The following is a 24,125-nucleotide window of genomic DNA, read 5'->3' on the forward strand; positions in this document are numbered from 1 at the left end:
CGGTCCTCTTGCGGCTCATGGATCGATCACACGTCGTCCGGAGCGAGCTCCAGATCCCGGAGAAATCTCCTCCGCAGATACCGCTCCGTGAATTGCTCGGGAAGTCCATACGCGGGCTCGCGCTCGGCGCATGCGGCGAGAAAGGCGCTCAGCACGGGCGAGGAATGCTCGGGGCGAAGATAGTCGGTCAGAAACACCTGTGGTATTTGCCGGCAGAGCCGCCAGAGCGCGCCGGTCGGGCTCGCGGCTGCTAGGATCGGACGACCGGCGGGGATGTACTCGAAGAGCTTGCTCGGCACGGCGGACTCCGAGGCCGAAAGGAGCAGCAGTCCGCTCGCGCGGCGCAAACGGGCCAGGATCGCGGCCCGCGGCACGGGCGCATGGGTACGCACGCTCCAGCCCGCCTCCTCGAATCGCGGGCTCCAAGCCGCGATTTCCGTCACGTCCTCGCCGCTCAGATGACCGACGAGATCGATGCAGGCGGCCCGCCCGCCCTTGCGCGCGGCGAGCCAAAGCGGCTCCAGGAGCAGCCTGGGGTGCTGCGTGCTCCGCGACTGGGTAAACTGGCCGGCATAACAGAGCTCGAGCGTGTTCCGCTCGTCGGCGTGCGCCGCCGATTCGCCAGGGACAGCACCCGGGCCGTCCGGCGGGTACCCATTGGTGAGTAGCCCTACCTTGCCGACCGCGCCGGGATATCGTTGCGCCAACTGCTGCCGCCAGCCCTCCGAGGTCACGAAGATGCGATGCGCCTGCGAGATGATGCGGCGCTCGAGCCGGCGCTCCCGCCACCGGTGGAAGCGCGAGGTTTGCACGAGCGACCGGAGGGGTTCGTCGAGCCAGCCGTCGCGCAGATCGACGACGAGCTTGGCACCCACGCGCGCGGCGAGCGCGGCGGCTCCGACGTGCACCGACTCTGGCGGGCTCGACGCGATCACCCACCGCGCACCGGCCGCGTGCTCGAGGACAGTGGGGTGGCGGGCCGCGCGCCGCGCCCAGAGGATCAACGGATCGGGCGTCAGCACTGCCATTGCCGCGAGCCGGCGAAGGCGATTGGGCCGGCGGCGCCATGCCGGCAGAGGCGGGCCGCCCGGCTCGCGGTAGAGCGACACGGGGTCGCGCATCGAGATCTCCGTGCCCCACGGGGTCTGCTCGACGAAGTCGCGGGACGAGGCGCGCACGAGGACCACGTCCACGCCTTCGCCCTGAAGCCACCGCACGAAGCGCTCCACGCGATAGACCGCGACGTGCGACGGCAATCGCCAGAAAGGCGCGAGTACCACCGCCTTGCCGTTGGGCTGCATCATGCGCCGGGGGAGTCGGCTGCCGCATCGCAGAGCAGCCGTTCCAGTCGTTCGATCTGGCCGGCCAGGTCGAATGCGGCGATCCGCTCGCGGGCGGCCTGCCCCATCCGACACCTGAGCGCCGGGTCGGCCGCGAGCCGCAGCATGTGCGCGCCCATCGCCTGCCAATCACCCTCGTCGCACAGCAATCCGGACGACTCGTGCGCGACCTGCTCGGGAATGCTCGCGTGGCGCGTTGCGACGATGGGGAGACCACTCGCGGCTGCCTCGGCGATTGCGACCGGCCAGCCCTCCATGTCTCCGTTCGACGCCACCATCGAATGCTGCACGAAGACGTCGGCGGCCTCCATGGCCTCACGCACCCGTTGCGGCGGCTCGGAGCCGAGCATCGTGACGCGATTGGCCAGTCCGCCCTGGGCGGCGAGCTCCCGCACGGATGCGAAGAGCTCGCCGCCTCCGATGATGGTAAGATGCGCATCGGCGTCGGCGCGAGCCACGAGCTCGAACGCCCGGAGCGAAAGATCGGGGCGCTTCTTCTCGGTCAGGCGACCGACCATGAGAAATCGGCACGGACTGCGACCGCGCGCCATGGCGGGGAACTCTTCGAGGGGCACCCCATAGGGAATGCGCTCGATCCGATCCCGCTCCGCGCCGAGACGCGTCAGCGCGTCGCGCATGTATTCGGCCACGACCACGAAGCGAGTGACGCGTGGAATCGCAACGCGCAACGACCTGCGGTAGTGGGCGGAGCGCAGCATCGCGGAGAGGTCGACGCCGTGAAAGTGCACCACCAGCGGAATGCGTTCCGCCGCAGCCGCGGGCGCGATGCGTATGCCCGTCGGTCCGTACTGCGCGAGGATCACACTGGGGCGCCGCTGCCCGATCGCGGCGCGAAACCAGGCCATCTCGCCGCGCGTGCTGCCGGGGCGACCCAGCGCAAGGCTCAGGGCGCCGCGCACCCTCCGGCGCCATCGCCCCCCCGGAGGCGCAAACGGAGTCGGCACCTGAGTCACCTCGCACGGACCAGCGGGGAACTGCTCCGCGTCCCGCTCGTTCCAGGTGATGACGCGGACGCGGTGCCTGCGCATGCCGGTGGCCTGGCGGTAGAGCCATACCTCGCTCGCGGCGCCGAACTCGGGACACACGACCCACGCCACGGCTCCTGGCTCGGTGCCGCGCGTCGCAACGGCGCTACCGAGGCCGGGCAATCAGAAAATACCCGAAGGGAAACTGTGCGGCGGTCGAGGTCGACATCCAGCGTCCCGGCTTCGTGCGCACCCACCAGCCGGCAACCGCCTGCGCCGAACCCGCGAGGGAGGGGCCCGCGATCCGCATCCGCAGGAACAGCTTCGAGACGAGATCGACCAGCACCTCGGGCGCGCCGCCAATCGACTCGAGCGCGACCGCCTCCAGGCTGGCGTCGCCGAGCATCCGCTCGAGCGCAAAGCGCGTGTACCGATAATAGTCGTGCGGCTGCTCGTGGATCGGGTACATGAATGGCAGGTTCATCAGCAGCGTCCCCTCCGGGCGCAGCACGCGCCTGATCTCCTCAAGCGCCTGCTGAGGACGGTAGAGATGCTCCATCACGTCAGAGAAGATGATCGTGTCGAAGGATGCATCCGGGAACGGGATCGGCTCGTTCAAGTCGCAGAGTACGTCGGCATGACGCACGTCGTGCTCGGAATCCGCCCAATCCACGCAGGTAATTGTCCCGGCGAAGTGGCGATAGAGTCCGTAGAGCGGCGCCCGGCCACATCCCAGGTCCAGCACGTCGCCGCGGCAGTGGAGCGGGATCGCCGCCGTGTAGCGCGCCGCGATCGCGTCCACCATGAGGCGGGACCCGATGCTCACGATGCGCGGGTCCGCCGCGGCGCGGAGGCGGTCGTCGCGAATGACGTACTTGGTCGGGGTCCACGCGGCGGCACTCAGCATCGGCATGCCACGCGACGCGCTGTCGCGGCCCAGCTCAGGGGCGTGTCGATCACAGCTCGGCGGACGTTGGCGCGATCATCGCCCGCCCCGTGCCCGAGCCTCCCGGCAGGAATCGGCGAAGCTCCGCGTACAGCCCCGGCGTGAGCGCTCGGAGCGCGACGAGGTAAACCAGCACCGCCCCCGCGATCTGAATCGCGAGCACCGCGGCGTCGTTCCAGGGCACGAGCGAGCCGAGCAGGTACATCGGAAGCGTCGCCATGAGCGCGAGAGCCAGCGGAGTCGCGACGGCGCCCAGGTACTCCCGGCCGCAGTCGCCGGCAGTCGGCCGTACGAGCACCGGATATCCGAGCGCACCAAGAACGACCTGCGTCGCGAGGAGCATGACGGCAACGCCGAGCGCTCCCCCATAGCGCACGCCGACGACGAGCGCGGGCACGTTGAGCGCGAGGAGGAGCACGTTCCACCAGAACCCCAGATCCACCCGCCCGCGCGCGAGGAGCAGGCTGCCCTTCAAGTTGCCGATGCAGCGTCCGAGCCCGACGAGGGCGAGCACCTGCACGAGGGGGATGGCGGCGGCCCACTTGGCGCCAAACACGACGACGATGAACCACGGCGCCACTGCGGCGAGCCCGAGCAGGAGCGGCGCGTTGATGGCCGTGACCAGTTCAAGCATCTTCACGAATCCCCGCCGCAGCCGCACCGGCTCGTCCTGCACCCGACAGAAGAGTGGAAACGCCACCTTGGTCACGACCGGATTGATCCGGTTGACCGGCTGCGAGATCAGGTTGAGCGCGAAGCTGTAGAAGCCGAGCGCCTCGGCGCCGAGCATACTCCCCACGAGAAATTGGTCGAGCCGCTGGCCAATGTAGCTGATGGTCCGTTCGCCCATCTGGTAGAGGCCGAACCCGACCAATCCGCGCACGTCGGACCACCGGAAGTGCAACGCCGGGCGATGCAGGCGCAGTCCTTCCGATGCGACGAGCACCGCGCGCGCGACCGCGGTAACGAGCGTGCCGAGCACGAGCGCCCAGACGCCGAGGCCGCCCAGCGCCCCGGCGATCGCGGCGACGGCTCCGCTCGCCGCCCCAAACAGGTCCTGGCGGGCAAGAACGTCGAACCGGAGGTCCCGCTGCAGGATCGCCTCGAACTGTCTGCCGATCGGCTGGATCAGGAACACGATTCCCGTGACCTGCACCAGCGGCACGAGACGCGGCTCGTGGAACAGGGCGCTCGCCAGTGGAGCCGCGAGCCACAGGGCGCCGAATAGCAGCGCGCCAACCAGCATATTCAACCAGTAGAGCGACGAGAGCTGGGCGCGACTGAGGCCCTGGTGGTAGACGATGGCCGCGCTGATGCCGACGTCGGCGTACGCCTGCGTCAGCCCGAGCACGACCACCACCATGCCCATGAGTCCGAAGTCCTCCGGCCGGAGGACGCGCGCCACGACGACGAGTTGCAGCAGCTGTGCGATGATCTGGCCGCCGGCGGCGAAGGCGGTCCACCGGACACCTGATCTGGCTTCGGCGTGGAGGCTCACGCAATCGCCCGCATCACGACAAGGTCCTGCACCCCGATGTTGACCCGATCGACCACCTCGAAGAACTGCCCCCACCGGCGGACGATGTAATCCCAGCCATGGTACGTGTTCTGGTAGAAGTCGGGAAAAATTCGGTGCATCACGCCCGATCTCGCATGATAGAGGCCCGTCTTGTCCAGCTGGTTGCGCTGCACGCGAGGGAGCGCCTCGATCTCACGCTGCGCGTAGATCGAGAGCAGCACGTATGCGCGCGGGCGCGCCACGCGCGCGAGCTCGGCAAGCCATGCCGCGGCGAGGTCCTCGCTCAGGTGGGTGAAAACGGAAATGCTGAAGATGAGATCGAACGAGCCGGCGTCGAACGGCAGCGGCGGTCGCGGGCTTCCCACGAGGAAGTGGCCGAATCGGAGATGCCGCTCGTTCCAGCCGATGCATTCCCGATCGAGGTCCACGCCGGTGTAGGCAAGTTCGGGTCGATGCTTGCGAAACCAGAGCGCAGTGCGCCCGCAGCCGCATCCGAAGTCCAGCACGCGAGCGGCATCCTGTCCCCCGGGGCCGTGCGGGCACGCCGACGCCTCGATGGTGCGGTAGTGCCGCTCACCCTCCTTCAGGAAGGAGGGCAGATCGGGCGAGCCGTGGGTGCGATGGCGGAGATTCGGAGGCGGCGCCACATCGATGCCGTGCGCATCGAGGTATTCCGCGTCGTTCCGGGCGCTGCGGGCGTACGTCGCCGGCATGATGAGATCGTGGTACACCTTCCGCATCGCGAAGTACACGGGAAACGGAAGGATTGCCTTGATTGGGCGTTTGTAGGCGGCGACCAGGTTCATCGGATCTCCAATCCAGCGCCGAGCGACGGACGGCCCGATCCAGCCGGCCACCAGAGAATGTAACGCGACGCCGAAGGCCGCCCCATCCGGACCGCGCGCCGACCCGCGGCCACTGGCGCCTCGGAAGGGCGCTCACTATAATGTGAAATAATTCACAATCGCCGGGCCGCTGCTCCATCTGCCCGGCGTGGTTGTTTGCACCCTTGTGGAGGCCCTCATGGCGACTGTCGCTGCTCCCAGCTCCCCGCACAGCACCTACCCGGCTCACGAGGTCGCCAAGCTCTTTGCGCCGCCCGAGGCCGAGGTCCCGGCCTTGAAGCTCCGCCGCCTCCTCAAGGAGGCTCAGACCCGGAAGAGCTATATCCACACCGCTGGCGCGTACGACGCGTTCACCGCGGCCATCATGACCCGTCTCGGATTCAAGGCGCTCTATGGGAGCGGGTGGCAGCTCGCCGCGACCAAGAGCCTGTACCCCGACATCGGCATCTACTCGTCTCACCAGATGGTCGAGCTGGTGCTCGAGATGAAGAAGGGCATCGAGGGCGCGCGGAATACCTGCTGGTACGATTCGGAGGGCAAGGAGCTGATCGACGCGCCACCCGCGTTCGTCGACATGGAGGCCGGCTTCGGCGGCCCCACCCAGACGTTCACCCTCGCCACCGAGCTCATCCGGGTGGGCACCGCAGGCGTCCACCTCGAGAACCAGGACCCGACCAACCGCACCTGCGGCCACATCGTGAACGTCGGCAAGGCCAAGCGCGACAAGGTGCTGGTGCCCAGGAAGGACTGGCTCGCCAAGCTCAAGGCGATCAAGGCGGCGGCCGAGGTCACTGGCGTCGACGTCGTCATTATCGCGCGCACCGACTCGATCGATGGCGCGCTTCCCGGCCAATCGTCGGGTGGCGTCAAAATGGCGGTCGAAGACGCGTGGGAGGCGGCCGAGCTCGGCGTTGACGTGATCTGGCCGGAGTTCAACAACGCCGACATCGACCAACCCGCCGAATTTTCCGAAGGGGTGCGCAAGCACTACCCCAAACAGATGCTGGGCTTCAATCTGTCGCCGTCGCTCTACTTCGGCCGCGCGAAAAAGGCCGGCAAGCTCATCACCAATCAGCAGCTCGCTGATCTGGGGTTCATCCTGCAGTTCTCGACGCTCTTCAACTTCCGTACGGCGGGCATGGCGCTCGAGAAGGGCCTGCGCAAGTTTCTCCACTCCGGGATAGACGCCCTCGCCGACCTCCAGATCGAGGAAGACGAGATGTCGCCGCCGCCCATCACCAAGATGCACCAGAAGTTTGCCGGGATGAATCGCTGGCTCATCCTGGAACAGGTGCTGAGCGGGAAAGAGTAGCCGTAACGCCGAGGTGCTGCGTGCCACGAGCGGGGGCTTCGGCGTTTGCCGGGGCCCCAGTTCATTGTGGGGCGTTGCCGGTGTACCATCCATGCCTGCCATGCCACTCGACCCCGGGAGCATCGTCGGATGACGCGAGGGATCATCCTGGCCGGAGGTGCGGGCACCCGCCTGCTGCCGGCTACGCGCGTGCTGAGCAAGCAGTTGATCCCGATCTACGACAAGCCGATGATCTACTACCCGCTCACGACGCTGATGCTCGCCGGCATCCGCGACATCCTGCTCATCAGCACGCCGGAGGACCTGCCCCGCTTCGGGGCACTCCTTGGAGACGGCGCGGCGCTCGGCCTCTCGATCCGCTATGCCGAGCAGCCCCGGCCGGAGGGACTCGCGCAGGCGTTCCTCATCGGCGCGGATTTTATCGCCGGCGACCCCGTGGCGCTCATCCTGGGGGACAATCTCTTCTTCGGGCAGGGGATGTCGCAGCAGCTGCAACGGGTGGCGGCGCGCACGTCGGGCGCCACCGTGTTCGCCTACCGCGTGCGCGACCCCGAGCGCTACGGCGTGGTGAGCTTCGACGTGGCCGGACGCGCGGTGAGCATCGAGGAAAAGCCGGCGCAGCCGCGCTCGTCGTACGCCGTCGTGGGCCTCTACTTCTATGATCGCGACGTGGTGCCGCTCGCGCGCGGGCTCCGGCCCTCGTCCCGCGGCGAGCTCGAGATCACCGATCTCAACCGGCTCTACCTCGAGCGCGGCGCACTGAACGTGGAGCTGCTGGGCCGCGGCGTCGCCTGGCTCGACACCGGCACGCACGAGGCGCTGCTGGCGGCGTCGCACTTCGTGAGCGTAGTGGAGGAGCGGCAGGGTTTGAAGATCGGCGCGCCCGAGGAGGCCGCCTATCGGATGGGCTTCATCGATGCGGCCGGTCTGGAGCGTGCCGCCCAGCCGCTCGCGAAGACGCCGTACGGCCAGTACCTGCTCTCGCTCCTGCGCGAGCCCGAGGCGCGCCTGGCGGCCCGATGATCGTCGAGGTGACCGCGCTCCCCGGCGTGCTGCTGCTCGTTCCGCGGGTCTTCGGCGACCCGCGCGGGTACTTTCTCGAATCGTTCAATCGCCGCGTGTTCCAGGAGGCGGGCCTGCCGGTCGAGTTCGTGCAGGACAACCACAGCCGCTCGCGCGCGGGCGTGTTACGCGGGTTGCATTACCAGCTCCCCCACCCGCAGGGCAAGCTGGTCCGCGTCGCGCGCGGGCGCGTCTTCGACGTGGCCGCCGATATCCGGGTAGGCTCGCCGACGTTCGGGCGCTGGGTGGGCGTCGAGCTGAGCGACGAGAACGCGCGGATGCTCTGGGTTCCACCCGGATTCGCGCACGGCTTCTGCGCCCTCTCCGACCCGGCCGACGTGGCGTACAAGTGCACCGAGCTGTATCACCCGGAGGGTGAGCGCGGCGTGCGCTGGGACGACCCGGACCTCGCCATCGAGTGGCCGGTCCACGATCCGCTCCTCTCGCCCAAGGACGCCGCCTACTTGCCGCTCGGCGCCGCGCGCGACGATCTTCCGCGATACGCGGAGCGACACGGCGAGTGATGGCGCGGCGGCACCCGGACGGCACGTGATGCGGATGCTGGTGACCGGCGCGGGCGGCATGCTGGGTCGCGCCGTCTCCGAACGCGCGACGGACAGGGGCTGGAAGGTCGTCGCGCATCCGCGCGCGGCGCTCGACGTGGGCGACCGTGGCGCCGTGCGCCGCGCCGTCGCCGACGCGCGGCCCGACGTGGTGGTGAACGCCGCGGGGTACACTCGAGTCGATGCCGCCGAGTCCGACCCTGCGACCGCGTGGCGAGCCAACGCGGATGGCGCAGCAGCGGTCGCCCAGGCATGCGCGGAGCACGGCGCCGCACTCATCCACCTCTCCACCGACTATGTCTTCGATGGGCGTGCCACGACTCCCTATGCTCCCGACGCGCCGACCAATCCGCTCGGCGTGTACGGCGCCTCGAAGCTCGCGGGCGAGCAGGCCGTGCGCGCGGCGCTCGAGCGCCACGTCATCCTGCGCACCTCGTGGGTGTTCGCGCCCCGCGGCCACAACTTCGTGCTGACGATGGCGCGGCTGGCCCGCGAGCGGGAGGAGCTCCGTATCGTGGCCGACCAGACCGGCGCCCCGACGTCGGCCGGCGATCTGGCGGAGGCCGTGCTCGAGGCCGCGGCACGCGCCGCACGGACGGAACGCGGCGGCGCGCGGGGTGCGGATCAACCCGGGAAAGCTGCGCCCTGGGGCACGCATCACTTCCGCAACGCCGGCCAGACGACGTGGCACGGGCTCGCGTGCGCCGTGGTGGACGGCCTAGCGGGGCGCGCCGGCGTGATCTGCCGACGCGTCGTTCCCATCGCGACCGCCGACTATCCGACGCCGGCCGCACGGCCCGCGTACTCGGTGCTCGACATGACGACCTGGTCCGAAAGGTTCGCGCTGGCGCCGCGGCCCTGGGAAGCGGCGCTCCACGATGTGCTGGCCGAGGTGCCCTGATGCCGGCCCCGCACGTCCCAGGGCGCGTGCTCGTCACCGGCGGCGCCGGTTTCATCGGCAGCAATTTCGTGCGCCACCTGCTCGCGAGCGACGGGTCGGTGCGCGTCGTCACGTTGGATGCGATGACTTACGCGGGCCGCCGTGAGAACCTCGGCGCCGCCGCCGGCGACGCGCGGCACACGCTGCTCGAAGGCGACATCTGCGATGCCGCGCTGGTGCGCGCGCTGTTTGCCGAGCACCGCATTGATACGGTCGTCCATTTCGCGGCCGAGTCGCACGTCGATCGCTCGATCACGGGACCCGCCGCGTTCGTCACCACCAACCTGGTCGGCACGTTTACACTGCTCGAGGCGGCGCGCGACGCGTGGCGCGCCGGCGCACAGGGCGCGCCGCGTTCGGTGCGCTTTCATCACGTGTCGACCGACGAGGTGTTCGGCAGCCTCGGAGAAGCCGATCCCGCGTTCACGGAAGAGACGCCCTACGCGCCCAATTCACCCTATTCCGCGAGCAAAGCCGGGTCCGATCACCTGGTGCGCGCGTACCACCACACCTACGGCCTGCCCGTCACGACGACCAACTGCTCCAACAACTACGGGCCCTGCCAGCACGCGGAGAAGTTCATCCCCACCGTGATCCGTTCATGTCTCGCGGGCGTGCCGGTGCCGGTGTACGGCACGGGGATGAACGTGCGCGACTGGCTCTATGTGGACGATCACTGCCGTGCGGTGGACCTGGTGATGCGCTGCGGCGCACCGGGCGCGCTCTATCTGGTGGGCGGCCGCAACGAGCACCGGAACCTCGACATCGCACGCCTCCTCTGCCGGGTCTTGGCCGAGGCGACGGGGGTGCCGCCGGAGCGCTACCTGGAGCTGATCCGGCTCGTCACCGATCGGCCGGGACACGACTTCCGCTACGCGATTGATGCCGGGCGCCTCACGCGGGAGCTGGGCTGGCAGCCACTGGAGAGCTTCGAGTCGGGGTTACGCAAGACCGTTGCATGGTATCTGCAGAACCCGTGGTGCCTCACTGTCGCAGTGTGATGCCCGCCCGCGCCAGGGTGGCGCACGGGGGGACAAATTGCTCCCTGATCTTTTCTGGCTCTCGTTTTCTCGCCGTACCCGCCCCGGTACGGTCGGTGCACGGCTCTTGCAAGCAGGCCGTCCTAGGGGTCCGCCGAGCGTCCGCACTCTCGGGAGTTGCAATGAAGATCGCAATCATGATGCGTCCCATTGACCACGACAGCGGATTCCGCGCATACGTCGAGGGATTGGTGGATGCCATGCTGCGAATCGACCAGTCCAATCGATACCTGCTGCTCTACCGCACCAAGAAGTGGTTCGGCCGCTTCGCCTCGTTCCCCCAGGCCAGGGAAGTGCTGGTGGACCGGCCCCAGAATACGCTGCTCTGGGACCAGGTCGCGATGCCCTACTGGGCGTGGCGCGAGCGGGCCGACGTCATCTTCAACCCCAAGTTCAGCGTGCCGCTTTTGAGCCCCTGTCCCCCGACCATGGGACTGCAGGAGCCGGCGCCCTGGGTCGAGCCCGAGCACTACGAGCGCCTCGACGTGCTGTACGAGCGGATCATGCTGCCACTCTACTGCCGCCGCGCCGCACACATTTTTCCGATGGCGCACTGGATCCTCGAGGAGAATCGCAAGCACCTCGGCCTGCCCTTCCCGCGCACGACGGTCACGTGGCCGGCGCCGCAGGAGCATCTGCGTCCGGTCACCGACCGCGCCGCGCTCGACGAATTCCGCGCACGTTACCATTTGCCCGAGCAATTCATCGTGGCCGTGACCCGGGTGGACCATCCCGGTCTCGCGGGCTCGACCAGCTTCTATCCCGGCAAGAATCCCCACACGACCCTGCGGGCGTTCCTCGAGATCCGCGACCGGATCCCGCACGGTCTTGTCATTGCCGGACGGCGCGTCCGCGACTACCTGCTGTACATGGGATTCACCGACGCGGATTTCGAGCGGGTGCGGTTCGTCGATTTCATTCCGTTCGACGAGCTGCCGAAGCTCTACAGCCTCGCCGATCTCGGGGTTTTCCCGGCGTTCTACGAGGGGTTCGGGTTTTCGCTGCTGGGTGCGATGGCGTGCGGGTGTCCGGTGATCGCCTCGAAGACGGGCGCCTGCCCCGAGGTCGTTGCCGGTGGCGCGCCGCTGGTGGACCCGCGCGACCCGCACGACGTCGCACGTGTGATGCTCGAGGTGCTGGGCGACCCGGCGCTTCGGCAGCGTATCCGCGCCCGGGGCCTCGCGCGCGCGGCCGAGCTCTCGTGGGAGGAGACCGCCCGGCTTACGCTCAAGGGACTCGCGATGGCTGCGGGGCGTCGGGGAGAGCCGTCGACGCCAAAGCAGGTGCCTCGGGCAGCGCGGGAGCTGGCCGAACACCGCTGAGCGCGTCCGCGGCGGTTGTGGCGCGCCGCTACCCGGTCGCCTGCCGCCGCTCCCCCAATCCGGCGCGCTCCACCTCGCGCCCCTGCTCGCGTAGCCGCTCGGCCTTCCATGTCTCCATCCGCACCGTGATCTCGTGTCGCCCGTCGCGCTGAGCGAGGCCGAGGACTTCGCCGTCGCGGTAGAGCGCGGCCAGACCCGCCCCGTCCGTCATCGGCAGCCGCACGACCACCGTCACCTGCCCCGCGCGCGACAGCTCGCGAAGCCGCGCCTTGAGCGCGGAGAGGCCGTCCGTACGCATCGTCGTGGCCATCACCGCCCCCGGATAGAGCGCGCGAACGCGCAGCGCAAACGCGGTGGGGTCCGCCAGGAGATCGAGCTTGTTGAAGACGGGAATCAGCGGCCGGTCGGCGAGACCGAGCTCGGCCAGCACGCGATCGACCACGTGCATCTGGCCCTCCCAGTCGGGATGGCTCGCGTCCACCACGTGGAGAAGCACGTCGCCCATGCGCGCCTCCTCGAGGGTGGCACGAAAGCTCGCGACCAGGTGGTGCGGCAGCTTGCGGATGAAGCCCACCGTATCGGTGATGCGCGCGCGGATGCCCTCGCCCAGGTCGACCTCACGGGTCAGCGTATCGAGCGTTGCGAACAGGCGATCTTCCACCACGATCTCGTGCTCGCCCGACAGCGCGCGCAGGATGCTCGACTTGCCGGCGTTGGTGTAGCCCACGAGCGCCATGCTCAGCAGCGGGTCGCGCCCCGCGCGCAGATTCTCGCGGTGCCGCTCGACGCCCTGCAGCTTACCCTTGAGCGCGCGGATCCGGCGGCGGATGATCCGCCGGTCGGTCTCTAGCTGGGTCTCCCCCGGGCCGCGGAGCCCGATGCCACCGCGGATCCGCGAGAGGTGAGTCCACATGCGGGTGAGGCGCGGGAGCAGGTATTCGAGCTGCGCCAGCTCGACTTGCAAGCGGGCCTCGTGACTCCGCGCACGGGTGGCGAAGATGTCGAGAATCACCTCGGCGCGATCCATCACCCGCACGTCGAGCTCGCGCTCGAGATTGGCGCCCTGGGCCGGCGCCAGCTCCTCGTCGAAGATGACAAGCGTGGCGCCCGCCTCGGTCACCGCGGCGCGCACCTCCTCCACCTTGCCTTCGCCTATGAGCGTGGCCGGATTGGGGGCCACGACCTGCTGGGAAATCTTGCCCGCCACCTCCGCGCCCGCCGTGTCGACCAGGCGGGCCAGCTCGTCGAGGTGGTCGACGAGGTGACGGGCATCGTTCGAGCCCTTGCGGGGCGCGGCCACCAGGATGGCGCGCTCCACCGGCTCGCGGATGGAAATCAATTCTCGGATAGGGTCCGTGCCTCCATGCTCCAAATATAGGTGGGCCGGGCCGTGAGCCCGGTCACGAATCGCCGGTCGCGTCGGGCGCTCTGCCGCCGCCCGCCTCGCGCTGCCGGGCCCACCACTCGAGCCGCTCGGCGATCTTCTTCTCGTAGCCCATGTCTCCCGGCCGGTAGAGCGTGGTGCCGCGCAGCGCCTCGGGGAGGTATTCCTGCGGCAAGTAACCCGTGGGCGAGTCGTGCGCGTAGCGGTACCCGGCGCCGTAGCCCAGCTCTTTCATGAGGCCCGTCGGCGCATTCCGGATGTGGAGCGGAACCGGCTCCGCGGGTGTCTCGCGGGCCGCCGCGAGCGCCGCGTCGAGCGCCACCTTTGCGCGGTTCGACTTGGGCGCGGTCGCGAGATAGATCGTCATCTCGGCCAGCGGGAGATAGCCCTCGGGCGCGCCGAGCATGTGGAAGGCGTCGCGGGCGGCCACGGCCACGACCAGCGCGTGCGGGTCGGCCAGGCCCACGTCCTCGGCCGCCATCGCGATGGCCCGGCGGAAGAGCGTCATCGGATCTTCGCCGCCGTCGAGCATCCGCGCCATCCAGTAGAGCGCGCCCTGCGGATCGCTGCCCCTGAGCGACTTGTGATAGGCGGAAAGCAGGTTGAAGTGCTCCTCCCCCGCCTTGTCGTAACGAGCAAAGCGGCGCTGCATCGCCTCGCGCGCAACGTCGATCGTAATCCTCCCGCCGGTGCCCACGTGCATCGCCGCCGCCTCGAGCACCGTGAGCGCGCGGCGCGCGTCGCCATCGGCCTCCTCCGCGATGAACTCGAGCGCGTCCGGCTCCGCCGCGAGCCGCATGGCGCCGAGACCGCGCTCGGCGTCGTCGCGGGCGCGACCCAGAAGCACGAGCAGGTCCGCCGGCGTGAGCGGCTCGAGCACGAAGACCCGGGTGCGCGAGAGCAGCGCCCCGTTCACCTCGAAGCTCGGGTTCTCCGTGGTGGCGCCGATCAGCGTGATCGTACCGTCTTCGGCGGCAGGAAGGAGGCTGTCCTGCTGCGCCTTGTTGAGCCGGTGGATCTCGTCCACGAAGAGGATCGTCTGCGCGCCGCCCGCGGTGAGCCGCTCGCGCGCCTCGCCGATGATTTCGCGAATCCGGGGAACGCCTTCGCTCACCGCACTGAATGGCACGAACACCCGCGCCGTGGCGCTCGCGATCAGATGGCCAAGCGTGGTCTTGCCGGTGCCGGGCGGCCCCCAGAAAATGAGCGAGCCCGGCGTCCCGCGTTCGATGATGACGCGGAGCGGCCGGCCCGGCCCGAGGATCTTTTCCTGGCCGGCGAACTCGTTCAGCGTGCGCGGCCGCATGCGCGCCGCGAGCGGTTCGGCGGCGCGCGCGGAGGGAAAGAGAGAGGTTACCGAAGCCGGCGTACGCTTGCGCGGAGGCATGGACGAAAGATAGACAGGCCGCGCCCGGCTCAACGCGGCGTCACCCGAGCCAGAGGCCGATGAGCCAATCGCTCACTGCATACGCGCCGAGTCCACCGAAGAAGGCGAGCGCGATTGCGGCGCCGCGCCGGCTCTGGAACTCGGGTACGAGATTGCTGGCGGCGACGTAGAGCGTGACGCCCGCCGAGAGCGCAAGCCCATGCCGCGCGAGCGGAGCGATGCCTTCGGTCAGGACGACGCCGAGCAGCGTGGCCACGCCGAGCCACACGCCGGACCACACCGCACTTGCCTTGCTCTGCCCGCCCGCGAGCATGATGCTCGCGATGGTGACGCCCTCGGGCAGCTTGTGGACCAACACCGCCAGAAAGAGCAACAGCCCGAGCCGGCCCGAGACGAGAAACCCGCTCGCGATCGCGACGCCGTCGAAGAAGGTGTGGAGCGAGAGGCCGAAGAGCGCGGTGATGCCGGTGAAACCGCTCACGCGGTGCGTCTCTTCGCCGAAATGGAAATGGGGGATGACGACGTGCTGCGCGAGGTGCACGGCGAGATAGCCGGCGAGCACGTACACGGCGCCACGCGGATTGGCCTGGAAGACTACGGGCAGCACGCCAAGCACGGCCACCGCGAGCATGAACCCCGCGCCAAAGGCGATGCCGAGCTCGATGATCGTGAGCTCGCGCCGATGGTGGCGCACCACGGCCATCGCGCCAAGCAGGTTGCCGGCCGCGGCGGCCGCGGCCAGGGCCAATGCGGCCGGCGAGACGGAAATCACTCGGGCGCCGCCGCGATAGTGCGGGCAAGCTCGGTGAGACGCTCGCGCGTATTGAGTGATGGATCGGCAAGCACGCGGTCGAGAAGCCGGTCGAGCACCGCACCGATCCTGGGGCCGGGCGGAATGCCGAGCGCCTGCACGTCCCGACCGTCGATGGCGAGCTGGCCGCGGATGACCGCGTCTCCCCGGGCGCGAATCTCGGCCACGGTCGTGGCCCATGGAGCTTCGCTGCGGTGCCGAAGTCGCCAGATCGCGGTCAGATCATCGGCCGCACCGCCGGGCGCCGCGCCCACGACAGCGAGCCACCGGCGCACCGCCTCGGCTCCGCCGCCCGGCTCGGCCGGGCCGCGCGCGATCGCCTCCGCGCGCGCGATCTCGGCTCGCGAGGCGCGAAGCCGCTCCAGTACGGCCGCAGGGTCGTCGCAGAGAAATGCGGTGAGCAGCACCGGGTCGCGCGGCTCGCGATCTACCTCCGTGCTCGCGTAATCCCCCCCGGGCGGTCGCGCGTAAGCGAGCTCGGGGAGCCAGCGCTGAGCCGCGCCGCTCTCCAGCCACAGCTGGACCAGCCGCGCGACCGAGCGCGCGGTGCGCAGTCCCTTGAACCATTCGTCCCGGACGCGCTCAGCCGAGAGCCGCTCGAGCCCGGGCGCCGCCGCGCGCGCAGCGTCCCACGTCGCCGGCTCGATGCGGAACTCGAACCGCGCTGCGAAACGGAGCGCCCGGAGAATGCGCAGGTAGTCTTCGCGGAATCGCTCGGCAGGCCGGCCAACCGCCCGGATCACACCGGCCGCGAGATCGGCCGCGCCGCCGAACGGATCGCGCCACTCGTGGCGCAGCGGGTGGTATGCGATCGCGTTGATGGTAAAATCGCGGCGCGCGAGGTCCTCCTCGAGCGACACGCCGTAAGCTACCACCGCGTGGCGCCCGTCGGTTTCCACGTCGCGGCGGAAGGTGGTCACCTCGTGCAGCACCCGTTGGCGGTCGAGCACGCCGATGGTGCCGTGTTTGAGCCCGACCGGCACGGTGCGCCGGAAAAGCGCCTGCACTTCTTCCGGGGTCGCGGACGTCGTGAAGTCGACCTCGGCCGCACCAGCGCCCGCGTGCTCGGCATCGATCCGCTCGGCGCGCGCTGCCGTGCCGCTCGGCGCCGCGCCGAGCAATGCGTCTCGCACGGCGCCGCCTACGCACCAGACCTCGAACCCGGCGTCGTGCAGGGTGCGCGCGATCGCGAGGGCCTCGTCGCCCAAATCCAGCCGGTTGGGGAAGGCTCGCGCGGCCACGGGTTCCGCCTCAGTCCGACCCGTAGGGGGCGCGGGCCGAAAGCGCGATCGTGAGCTCCATTCGCGCCTGCGACGGCGTCCTCGGCCCCGCGGGTATGGCGCCGAGCCGCACGAGTTGCGCGCCGCCGCCGTCGAACGCGTACGCGGGCGTCACGACGCCGCGGGGGCAGCGGCTCGAGAGCACCACCGGTTTGCCTTCGTCGAGCCAGCGCCGCATGGCGGGCACCGCGCCGGGCGGCATGTTGCCGCTCCCGAACGCGACGATGACGACACCGTCGTGACCGGGCCGCGCAAGGTCGAGCAGCGCGCCGTCGTCGCCGATCACGAGCGGGAGGAGCGCGACACGAGCGCGCAGCGCCTTGGGGCGCAGAACGCCGCCGGACCTCCTGGTGTCGGGCTGGGCGGCGTAGCGCACCGCGCCCTCCACCACAGTTCCGAGCGGCGCCCCGTGCGGCGCGGCGAACGCCTCGAGCGCCATCGTGTCCACCTTGACCGCCTCGCGCCCTGCAAAGATCCGCCCGGCAAAGACCACCATCGCGCCCCGGCCGGCGCTCGCCGGACTCGCGGCCACCGCTGCGGCATCGGTGAGATTGCGCGGGCCGTCCCACGCCTCGTCGCTCGAGGTGCGCATCGCGCCGGTGACCGCCACGGGCACGGCGGGATCGAGCGTGCGCGCGAGGAGATACGCGGTCTCCTCCAGGATGTCGGTGCCGTGGGTGACGACGACACCGTTTGGGCGCTCGGCCGCGGCCGGATCGGGGCCCTCGACCAGCTCGCGCACGCGCTCCCGGAGCGCCCACAGCCGATCGGGGCCCATATGACACGCGGGCACCCGGGCCCAGTCTTCGACGCGAAACGGCGCGATCCGCTCGAGCCCCGGTGCGAAAGCCACGAGCGCGGCGCCGCCGTGCGCCGGCATGTTGCCGCCCGCGACGGCGTCGCGCCGCATGGAGATCGTGCCGCCGGTGAAGAGCAGATGGATCATCCGCAGAGCACGCTGCCGCCGTTGACGTTGAGGATTTCTCCGGTGATGTGCCGTGCGAGGTCGCTGCAGAGGAACAGGATCGGTCCGGCAACGTCCTCCGGCGTCGCCACCCGGCCGAGGGGAATCGTGGCCGCGATGCGCGCCTCGCCCCCGGCGGCAAAGGCCGGCGCGCACATCTCCGTGTCGACCCAGCCGGGCGCGACGCAGTTCACCGTGATCTCCGGCGCGCACTCCACAGCGAGCGATTTCACGAGCGCGATCATCGCGCCTTTCGTCGCCGCGTAATCGGCGTGATACGGCTCGCCTCGCTGGCCGGCCGTGCTGCCCACGAGCACCACGCGGCCTCCCGCGCGCATGAGCCGGAGCGCCGCGCGCGTGGTGAGAAAAATGGTGTCGAGATTGGCCGCGAGCATCTCGCGCCAGCGCGCGGCCGGCACGTCGCGGAGCGGCACGTCTTCGGGCGGCCAGATGCCCGCGTTGCCGACGAAAATGTCGAGCCCACCGAAGCGCGTCGCCGCCTCGGCTAGGCGGTCGACGACCGCCGAATCCGCCAGATCGCCGCCGAACACGTCGGCCCGGCGGCCGAGCTCGGTAACCTCACCGGCGACGGCGACCGCCTCCGGCGCGCGGGTGCGATAGGTGAGCAGCACGTCGGCGCCGGCCCGGGCAAGGAGCCGCACCGTGGCGCGGCCGATGCCGCGGCCGCCGCCCGTCACGAGCGCGGTCTTGCCCTCGAGATCGATCACGCGCCGCGCCCGCTCACGGGCCCCCCATCACGCGTCGGCCGAGAGCCAGAGGCGGCGGATCCGGTCGAGCAGCGAGGTGCGGATCGGCAGCGGCGGCACATCGTCGGTCAGCTTGTCGGCGAGGATCGCCGCCGGATTCCGCGTGGTGAGCAACTGCGCCTGGGCGGTGCCGCCGTGTTCCTCGAGCATCTGCCAGCCGGCGAGCAGCATGCGGCTGTCGCCGTGGTTGTCGGCGGCGATGATGTCCGCGAGCCCCTCCGAGACGAGCCGGCGCGCGCGGTCGCCGCGGGCCTGGCTCGCGAGCAGCGTCGTCGCGTCCACCTGCATGAGGGCCCCGAGCGTGCGCCACTGCCGCACCGAATCGACAGAGCACGAGCTGTAGCGCTCGGGGTGGGCCAGCACCGGCACGAGTCCGGTGGCCGCGACGTGCCCCAATGCATTGCGCACGGCGTCCGACGAGACGAGCCGGGGGAACTCCACGAGGATGTACCGCGTGCCGCCGAGCCGCACGCCCGGCTGCGCCGCTGCCCTTTCCGAGAGCGGCCGGTCGAGCATCACCTCGGCGCCCCGGTGCAGCCGGGGCGACTCCGGCGCCGCGGCCGACAGCGCGGCAAAGGCGGCGTCGTGGTTGGGCGGCGGCCCGGCGCCGGCGCGGCTGGCCGGCAGATGCGGCGTGAGACACAGGTCCGTGATGCCGTTGTGTGCCATCGCCCGGAGCGTCCGGACCGCCTGCTCCAGCGTCCGGGCCCCGTCGTCCACCGCGGGGAGAAGGTGCGAGTGGAGGTCGATCACGCGCTCGGCGCACTCATGGCGAGGCCCGCCCGAATGAGCCCGTCGGCGAATTGGGCCAGCTCCGCGGGAGCCTGTTGTGCCTGTGCGAGGAGTGCCAGCGTAACGAGCGCGTCGGCGGCGAGGAGATCGAGGGCGGCGGAGCGGTCGCCCGGGTGTGCCAGAACGCGCGCGAGCGCCTCAGATGCCGCATGCGCGAGCAGCGCAGGCAGCGCGCGCGGCTCCGCGGTGCCGCCCGGCTTGCCACCCGCTGCGTTCTCGCTTGCCGCACCGGCAAAGACCCGAATCCGGGCGCCGAGCGGCGCCGGGGCGCGCGCAGAGTGCCGATCGAGCCACGCGCCCAGCGCCGTGGGGGCCGGCTCGCGCGAGCTCACCCGCCGTTCCCGAGCCAGCCCGCGACGAGCGCGGGGGTCGCCTCGCGTGCCGCGCCGAGACGCGAGGGATCGCCCGCGCCGGCGGAGGCGAAGTGCGGCCGGCCACCGCCCCGGCCGCCGCTCACCGCTGCAATGCGATTCACCAGATCTCCCGCCCGATGTCCGCCGCTCACGAGGTCGTCGGTCACGGCAACATGAATTGCGCCGCGGCCGCCGGTGCCGAAGAGCACCAGCACTGCGCGCCGCTTCCCCTCACGGAAGCGGTCGGCCACCTGGCCCAACTCGGTGCGGTCCTCCGATGGCGTCTCGTCGAGCGTCACGGCGACGCCCGACACGTTGAGCGTCTCGCCCGTGGGTGCGGCGCCGTTGGCGCCCTGTTTCATCAAGTCGCTGATGCGCGACTCGAGCCGGGCCCGCTCCTCCAGCAGCTGATCGACCTTGCGCGCAACGTGCTCGGGCTGCGCCTTGAGGCGCTCGGCCACCTGCTCGATCCGGCCTTCCAACTCGCGCAGCGCCGCGTACGCCACCGGACCCGTGACCGCCTCGATGCGGCGCACGCCGGCCGCGACGCCGCCCTGACCCGTGAGCCGGAACAGTCCGATCTGGCCGGTGCTTCGCACGTGGGTGCCGCCGCACAGCTCCATCGACTCGCCCATCTGCACCACGCGCACCCGATCGCCGTACTTCTCCGAGAAGAAGGCCATCGCGCCGAGCGCGATCGCATCGGGGTACGGCATCTCGCGGGTGACGGTGTCCGCGTTGGCCCAGATTTGCTCGTTCACGTCGCGCTCGATGGCGCGCAACAGATCCGGCTCGATCGGGCGCTGGTGGGTGAAGTCGAAGCGCAGCCGGTCGGGCTCGACCAGCGAGCCCGCCTGCCGAGCATGCGCGCCCAGGTGCCGGCGGAGTGCCAGATGCACCAAGTGGGTGGCGCTGTGGTTCCGCTCGATGTCACGGCGGCGGGGTGCATCCACCACCGCCCGCACCACCGACGGTTCGAATTCCTCGGCGAGCGTCCCGCCTATGGCCGTCCCCTTGCCCGGTTCCTTGTGCACTGCGTCGATCGCCAGCGACCAGCCCGGCCCGGCCACCGCGCCGACATCGCTCACCTGACCGCCTGATTCGGCGTAGAACGGGTTTTCCCGGAGCAGCAGCTCGACCCGATCGCCCGCCTGGCGGAAAGCGAGCACGTCGGACTCGGCCTCGGTGCGATCGTAGCCGACGAAGCGCTGCTTGCCGCGCCGCACCGTGCGCCACTTGCCGGGCTCCCGCACGATGATGCCGGGCGCACCGGTCCTGGCGCCCGCCGGACCCGCTTCTGCGAGCCGCGCCGCGCCGTGCGCCGCGCGTGAGCGCTCGCGCTGGGCATCGAGCGCGCGCTCGAATCCATTGAGGTCGACTTCGAGGCCGCGCTCGCCCGCAATGATCTGGGTAAGATCGATCGGAAAACCGAAGGTGTCATACAGCTTGAACGCCTCGTCGCCCGACACCGTCGTGACACCTGACGCGAAGATCTCTTCCAGCCGCCGGAGCCCGCCCTCGATCGTCTCGAGGAAGCGCTGCTCTTCGGCCTCGGTGGTTTCGCGGATGTGCGCCTGCTTCCCCACGAGCTCCGGATAGACCGCGCCCATCTCGCGCACCACGACATCGGTGAGCGGCGCCAGCGTCGGCTCGCGGCGGCCGAGCAGCCACGCATGCCGCACCGCGCGGCGGAGAATGCGGCGGAGCACGTACCCCCGCCCCTCGTTGCCCGGATACACGCCGTCGGCGAGCAGAAAGCTCACCGCGCGGGCGTGGTCGGCCAGTACGCGGTACGACGCGCGGTCGGGGCTCTCCTTGTCGTACGGACGCCCGACCAGCTCGCCGACCCGCGCGATGAGCGGCAGAAAGAGATCGGTGTGGAAATTGTCGTCTTCGCCCTGCATGACCGCGGCGATGCGCTCGAGGCCAGCACCCGTGTCTACCGACGGCCGCGGGAGCGGGGTCAGCGTTCCGTCCGCCGCACGGTCGTACTGCATGAACACGAGGTTCCAGATCTCGAGGAAGCGACCTTCTTCGGCCAGCCGCTCAAACGCTTCACGCGGGATCACCTCGTCATGCCGGGCACGGCCCGCGTCCGGCGTCGACTCGAGATCGACGTAGATCTCGGAGCAGGGCCCGCACGGACCGGTGTCGCCCATCTGCCAGAAGTTGTCTGCGTCGCCGAGGCCATAGATCCGGTGGTCGGGCAGCCCGGCAACCTCGCGCCAGAGCGTGCGCGCCTCCGTATCGGAGTGGTGAACGCTCACGCGGAGCCGCGCGGGCGCAATGCCGAGATACTCGGGGCTCGTAACGAATTCCCACGCGTAGGCGATCGCGTCGCGCTTGAAGTAGTCGCCGAACGAGAAGTTGCCGAGCATCTCGAAGAAGGTGTGGTGCCGCCGGGTGTGGCCCACCTGCTCGAGATCGTTGTGCTTGCCGCCGGCGCGCACGCACTTCTGGCAGGTCGTGGCGCGCACGTAATCGCGCCGCTCCTGGCCCAGGAAAACGCGCTTGAACTGCACCATGCCGGCGTTGGTGAAGAGCAGCGTCGGATCGCTCTTCGGGGCCAGGGACGAAGAAGGCACCTCGCGGTGCCCCCTGGCGACGAAGAAGTCGAGGAAGAGTCGTCGGATCTCGCCGGAGCGCATGGGAGGAATATAGGAAGGCCCCTGCCTCCCGGCCACGAAATGCGGAACCACGCGTCTGCGCACCCGCGAGTATTATCCGGCGACCTCGCGCACCGCATCGAGCGCCTCGCGTCCGCTGAAGCCGCGCCGCGCGAGATAAGCGAGCAGACGCCGCCGGAGCACCGGCCGCGGGAGACCGCCGAGCTGCCCCGCGCGGCGGGCGGCGAGCGCGCGCGGCATGGCCGCGCGATCGGTGTCGGGCGGCCACTCGTCGGCGATAGCGCGATCGATGGTGGCGCGCGCAAGGCCGAGCAGCATGAGATCTCGCGCGATGCGGGCCGGCCCGCGGCCGCGCGCCGCGCGCGTCTGGACGTAATGCGTGGTGAAGCGGACATCGTCCACGAGCCCGGCCGCGGCGGCGCGGTCGAGCGCCGCCTCCACGGCTTCCCGCGGATGCCCGCGGCGCACGAGCCGACGCCCGAGATCGACCCGGGCGTAGGCGCGCCGCTCGAGCGCGCGCACCACGCTCCGGAACGCCGCCTCCGCATCCGCCGCGGCATCGAGCCGCGCCAGCAGCGCCGGGTCGAGCGGGCGATCCAGCGCGAGCCCCGCGGCCACGCTCTCGGGCACTGTGCAGTAGGGCTGGCCGTCCGCATAGACGCGGATGCAGCCCGGGCGCCGCGGGTCGGGCTCGAGCGCGGTGATGCGCTCGGGCCCCGTCATGCTAGTCGTCGCCCTCATCATCCGCCGGGACCGTCACCGCCGGCTTCATGCCGAGGACCTCCTTCACCTTGCCCTCGATCTCGGCCATGAGCGCCGGATTGTCGCGCACGAAGAGCTTGGCGTTCTCGCGGCCCTGGCCGATGCGCTGATCTCCGTAGGAGTACCAGGCGCCCGACTTCTGGATGATGTTGGATTCCGCCGCGAGGTCGACGAGAAGCGCGGTGTGGCTGATGCCCTCGTCGAACATGATATCGAACTCGGCCTGGCGGAACGGCGGCGCCACCTTGTTTTTCACGACCTTGACGCGCACGTGATTGCCGATGACCACCTCGCGCTCCTTGACCGGGCCGATGCGGCGGATGTCGAGCCGGAGCGACGCGTAGAACTTGAGCGCCTTGCCGCCCGTGGTGGTCTCGGGATTGCCGAACATCACGCCGATCTTCTCGCGCAGCTGATTGATGAAGACCACCGACGTGTTCGAGCGGTTGATGGCGCCGGCGAGCTTCCGGAGCGCCTGGCTCATGAGCCGCGCCTGCACGCCCATGACCGAGTCGCCCATCTCGCCCTCGATCTCGGCCTTGGGCACGAGCGCCGCGACCGAATCGATGACCACGAGATCCACGGCGCCCGACCGCACCAGGATGTCGACGATTTCGAGCCCCTGCTCGCCGGTGTCGGGCTGGGAGACGAGCAGGTTCTCGATGTCCACGCCGAGCTTCTTGGCGTAGTCCACGTCGAGGGCGTGCTCCGCGTCCACGTAGGCGGCCACCCCGCCGGCCCGCTGCACGCTGGCAACGAGGTGGAGGCAGAGCGTGGTCTTGCCCGACGCCTCCGGGCCGTAGATCTCGGTGATGCGGCCCCGCGGCACGCCACCGATGCCGGTGGCGGCGTCGAGGTTGATGGCGCCGGTCGGGATGGCGGCCACCCGGACCCGGGGCGCGTCGCCGCCCATGCGCATGATGGAGCCCTTTCCCAGTTGCTTTTCGATTTGGGAGATGGCGAGGCCCAGCGCCTTGCGGCGATCGGACTCGAGGCGGGATTCGTCGGCCATGGTGACCTCGGTCTTAGTGTGACTGCTTTTGCAACACGGAACAAGCGGGGCGAAGATAATGCCGAATACTTCCCGAAACAAGGGTATAAATGTGACTTGTTTTCGGTCACA

The 24,125-nt window shown here is 70.1% G+C and carries 22 protein-coding genes; 6 read left to right on the top strand and 16 right to left on the bottom strand.

Features of this window, described 5'->3' with window-relative positions; genetic code table 11:
- Nucleotides 1-26: 26 nt before the first annotated feature.
- The 5 genes from VFW66_05330 to VFW66_05350 are packed head-to-tail and all read right to left on the bottom strand — an operon-like array spanning nt 27 to nt 5,597.
- Complete coding sequence (locus VFW66_05330) at nt 27-1,304, bottom strand: glycosyltransferase (GenBank protein HEX5386102.1); 1,278 nt, start codon at nt 1,302-1,304, stop codon at nt 27-29.
- Nucleotides 1,301-2,458 carry a glycosyltransferase family 4 protein gene (locus tag VFW66_05335; GenBank protein ID HEX5386103.1) on the bottom strand — a complete coding sequence of 386 codons (1,158 nt, stop codon included), beginning with the start codon at nt 2,456-2,458 and terminating at the stop codon, nt 1,301-1,303. Before VFW66_05335 ends, VFW66_05330 begins: the two co-directional genes overlap by 4 nt.
- A 34-nt stretch (nt 2,459-2,492) precedes the next feature.
- Nucleotides 2,493-3,239: a class I SAM-dependent methyltransferase gene (locus tag VFW66_05340; GenBank protein ID HEX5386104.1), complete on the bottom strand. Its 747-nt coding sequence runs from the start codon at nt 3,237-3,239 to the stop codon at nt 2,493-2,495.
- A 43-nt stretch (nt 3,240-3,282) separates the two neighbouring features.
- Nucleotides 3,283-4,770, bottom strand: a complete 1,488-nt coding sequence (locus VFW66_05345; protein HEX5386105.1) for an MOP flippase family protein — start codon at nt 4,768-4,770, stop codon at nt 3,283-3,285.
- Nucleotides 4,767-5,597, bottom strand: a complete 831-nt coding sequence (locus tag VFW66_05350) for a class I SAM-dependent methyltransferase (GenBank protein ID HEX5386106.1) — start codon at nt 5,595-5,597, stop codon at nt 4,767-4,769. The genes VFW66_05345 and VFW66_05350 overlap by 4 nt, the downstream gene beginning before the upstream one ends.
- A 217-nt stretch (nt 5,598-5,814) precedes the next feature.
- Between VFW66_05350 and VFW66_05355 the strand changes: the two genes are divergently transcribed.
- The 6 genes from VFW66_05355 (at nt 5,815) to VFW66_05380 (ending at nt 11,875) form a co-directional block, all read left to right on the top strand.
- Complete coding sequence (locus VFW66_05355) at nt 5,815-6,948, top strand: isocitrate lyase/phosphoenolpyruvate mutase family protein (GenBank protein HEX5386107.1); 1,134 nt, start codon at nt 5,815-5,817, stop codon at nt 6,946-6,948.
- Nucleotides 6,949-7,077: 129 nt separating this feature from the next.
- The gene (rfbA, locus tag VFW66_05360; GenBank protein HEX5386108.1) at nt 7,078-7,971 is read left to right on the top strand and encodes a glucose-1-phosphate thymidylyltransferase RfbA; all 894 of its coding nucleotides are present in this window, start codon (nt 7,078-7,080) and stop codon (nt 7,969-7,971) included.
- A complete protein-coding gene (gene rfbC / locus VFW66_05365) occupies nt 7,968-8,534 on the top strand; it encodes a dTDP-4-dehydrorhamnose 3,5-epimerase (protein ID HEX5386109.1) in 567 nt (188 codons plus the stop codon). Before rfbA ends, rfbC begins: the two co-directional genes overlap by 4 nt.
- A 28-nt stretch (nt 8,535-8,562) precedes the next feature.
- Nucleotides 8,563-9,474 carry a dTDP-4-dehydrorhamnose reductase gene (gene rfbD, locus VFW66_05370; protein ID HEX5386110.1) on the top strand — a complete coding sequence of 304 codons (912 nt, stop codon included), beginning with the start codon at nt 8,563-8,565 and terminating at the stop codon, nt 9,472-9,474.
- The gene (gene rfbB, locus VFW66_05375; protein ID HEX5386111.1) at nt 9,474-10,514 is read left to right on the top strand and encodes a dTDP-glucose 4,6-dehydratase; all 1,041 of its coding nucleotides are present in this window, start codon (nt 9,474-9,476) and stop codon (nt 10,512-10,514) included. Before rfbD ends, rfbB begins: the two co-directional genes overlap by 1 nt.
- A 176-nt stretch (nt 10,515-10,690) precedes the next feature.
- Entirely contained in the window at nt 10,691-11,875 is a 1,185-nt protein-coding gene (locus VFW66_05380; GenBank protein ID HEX5386112.1) for a glycosyltransferase family 1 protein, read from the top strand.
- A gap of 28 nt (nt 11,876-11,903) precedes the next feature.
- Here the strand turns inward: VFW66_05380 and hflX are convergent, their stop codons facing one another.
- The 11 genes from hflX to recA form a co-directional block, all read right to left on the bottom strand.
- Nucleotides 11,904-13,214 (bottom strand): GTPase HflX, encoded by a 1,311-nt coding sequence (hflX, locus tag VFW66_05385; protein ID HEX5386113.1) that lies wholly within the window; start codon nt 13,212-13,214, stop codon nt 11,904-11,906.
- Nucleotides 13,215-13,275: 61 nt separating this feature from the next.
- Entirely contained in the window at nt 13,276-14,646 is a 1,371-nt protein-coding gene (locus tag VFW66_05390) for a replication-associated recombination protein A (protein HEX5386114.1), read from the bottom strand.
- A gap of 40 nt (nt 14,647-14,686) precedes the next feature.
- Nucleotides 14,687-15,418 carry a ZIP family metal transporter gene (locus VFW66_05395; protein ID HEX5386115.1) on the bottom strand — a complete coding sequence of 244 codons (732 nt, stop codon included), beginning with the start codon at nt 15,416-15,418 and terminating at the stop codon, nt 14,687-14,689.
- The gene (locus tag VFW66_05400; GenBank protein ID HEX5386116.1) at nt 15,415-16,698 is read right to left on the bottom strand and encodes a CCA tRNA nucleotidyltransferase; all 1,284 of its coding nucleotides are present in this window, start codon (nt 16,696-16,698) and stop codon (nt 15,415-15,417) included. The genes VFW66_05395 and VFW66_05400 overlap by 4 nt, the downstream gene beginning before the upstream one ends.
- Nucleotides 16,699-16,708: 10 nt before the next feature.
- Nucleotides 16,709-17,683: an asparaginase gene (locus tag VFW66_05405; protein HEX5386117.1), complete on the bottom strand. Its 975-nt coding sequence runs from the start codon at nt 17,681-17,683 to the stop codon at nt 16,709-16,711.
- A complete protein-coding gene (locus VFW66_05410; protein ID HEX5386118.1) occupies nt 17,680-18,429 on the bottom strand; it encodes an SDR family NAD(P)-dependent oxidoreductase in 750 nt (249 codons plus the stop codon). The genes VFW66_05405 and VFW66_05410 overlap by 4 nt, the downstream gene beginning before the upstream one ends.
- Before the next feature lie 27 nt (nt 18,430-18,456).
- On the bottom strand, nt 18,457-19,221 hold the full coding sequence (locus VFW66_05415; GenBank protein ID HEX5386119.1) for a CpsB/CapC family capsule biosynthesis tyrosine phosphatase: 765 nt from the start codon (nt 19,219-19,221) through the stop codon (nt 18,457-18,459).
- Entirely contained in the window at nt 19,218-19,592 is a 375-nt protein-coding gene (locus VFW66_05420; GenBank protein ID HEX5386120.1) for a hypothetical protein, read from the bottom strand. The genes VFW66_05415 and VFW66_05420 overlap by 4 nt, the downstream gene beginning before the upstream one ends.
- On the bottom strand, nt 19,589-22,261 hold the full coding sequence (gene alaS / locus VFW66_05425; protein ID HEX5386121.1) for an alanine--tRNA ligase: 2,673 nt from the start codon (nt 22,259-22,261) through the stop codon (nt 19,589-19,591). The genes VFW66_05420 and alaS overlap by 4 nt, the downstream gene beginning before the upstream one ends.
- A gap of 72 nt (nt 22,262-22,333) precedes the next feature.
- Nucleotides 22,334-22,963 carry a regulatory protein RecX gene (locus tag VFW66_05430; GenBank protein HEX5386122.1) on the bottom strand — a complete coding sequence of 210 codons (630 nt, stop codon included), beginning with the start codon at nt 22,961-22,963 and terminating at the stop codon, nt 22,334-22,336.
- Between the two features lies 1 nt (nt 22,964).
- Nucleotides 22,965-24,014 carry a recombinase RecA gene (gene recA / locus VFW66_05435; GenBank protein ID HEX5386123.1) on the bottom strand — a complete coding sequence of 350 codons (1,050 nt, stop codon included), beginning with the start codon at nt 24,012-24,014 and terminating at the stop codon, nt 22,965-22,967.
- Nucleotides 24,015-24,125 lie beyond the last annotated feature (111 nt).

The sequence above is a fragment of the Gemmatimonadales bacterium genome (assembly GCA_036279355.1).
GTDB lineage: Bacteria > Gemmatimonadota > Gemmatimonadetes > Gemmatimonadales > GWC2-71-9 > DASQPE01.

Excerpts from the sequence above, each read along its gene's own strand:
- rfbB (HEX5386111.1), top strand. The coding sequence starts at position 9,474 with ATGCCGGCCCCGCACGTCCCAGGGCGCGTGCTCGTCACCGGCGGCGCC.
- VFW66_05405 (HEX5386117.1), bottom strand. The coding sequence starts at position 17,683 with ATGATCCATCTGCTCTTCACCGGCGGCACGATCTCCATGCGGCGCGAC.
- VFW66_05430 (HEX5386122.1), bottom strand. The coding sequence starts at position 22,963 with ATGACGGGGCCCGAGCGCATCACCGCGCTCGAGCCCGACCCGCGGCGC.
- VFW66_05380 (HEX5386112.1), top strand. The coding sequence starts at position 10,691 with ATGATGCGTCCCATTGACCACGACAGCGGATTCCGCGCATACGTCGAG.
- rfbC (HEX5386109.1), top strand. The coding sequence starts at position 7,968 with ATGATCGTCGAGGTGACCGCGCTCCCCGGCGTGCTGCTGCTCGTTCCG.
- rfbA (HEX5386108.1), top strand. The coding sequence starts at position 7,078 with ATGACGCGAGGGATCATCCTGGCCGGAGGTGCGGGCACCCGCCTGCTG.
- VFW66_05355 (HEX5386107.1), top strand. The coding sequence starts at position 5,815 with ATGGCGACTGTCGCTGCTCCCAGCTCCCCGCACAGCACCTACCCGGCT.
- rfbD (HEX5386110.1), top strand. The coding sequence starts at position 8,563 with ATGCGGATGCTGGTGACCGGCGCGGGCGGCATGCTGGGTCGCGCCGTC.
- VFW66_05390 (HEX5386114.1), bottom strand. The coding sequence starts at position 14,646 with ATGCCTCCGCGCAAGCGTACGCCGGCTTCGGTAACCTCTCTCTTTCCC.
- VFW66_05340 (HEX5386104.1), bottom strand. The coding sequence starts at position 3,239 with ATGCCGATGCTGAGTGCCGCCGCGTGGACCCCGACCAAGTACGTCATT.
- alaS (HEX5386121.1), bottom strand. The coding sequence starts at position 22,261 with ATGCGCTCCGGCGAGATCCGACGACTCTTCCTCGACTTCTTCGTCGCC.
- VFW66_05350 (HEX5386106.1), bottom strand. The coding sequence starts at position 5,597 with ATGAACCTGGTCGCCGCCTACAAACGCCCAATCAAGGCAATCCTTCCG.
- VFW66_05330 (HEX5386102.1), bottom strand. The coding sequence starts at position 1,304 with ATGATGCAGCCCAACGGCAAGGCGGTGGTACTCGCGCCTTTCTGGCGA.
- recA (HEX5386123.1), bottom strand. The coding sequence starts at position 24,014 with ATGGCCGACGAATCCCGCCTCGAGTCCGATCGCCGCAAGGCGCTGGGC.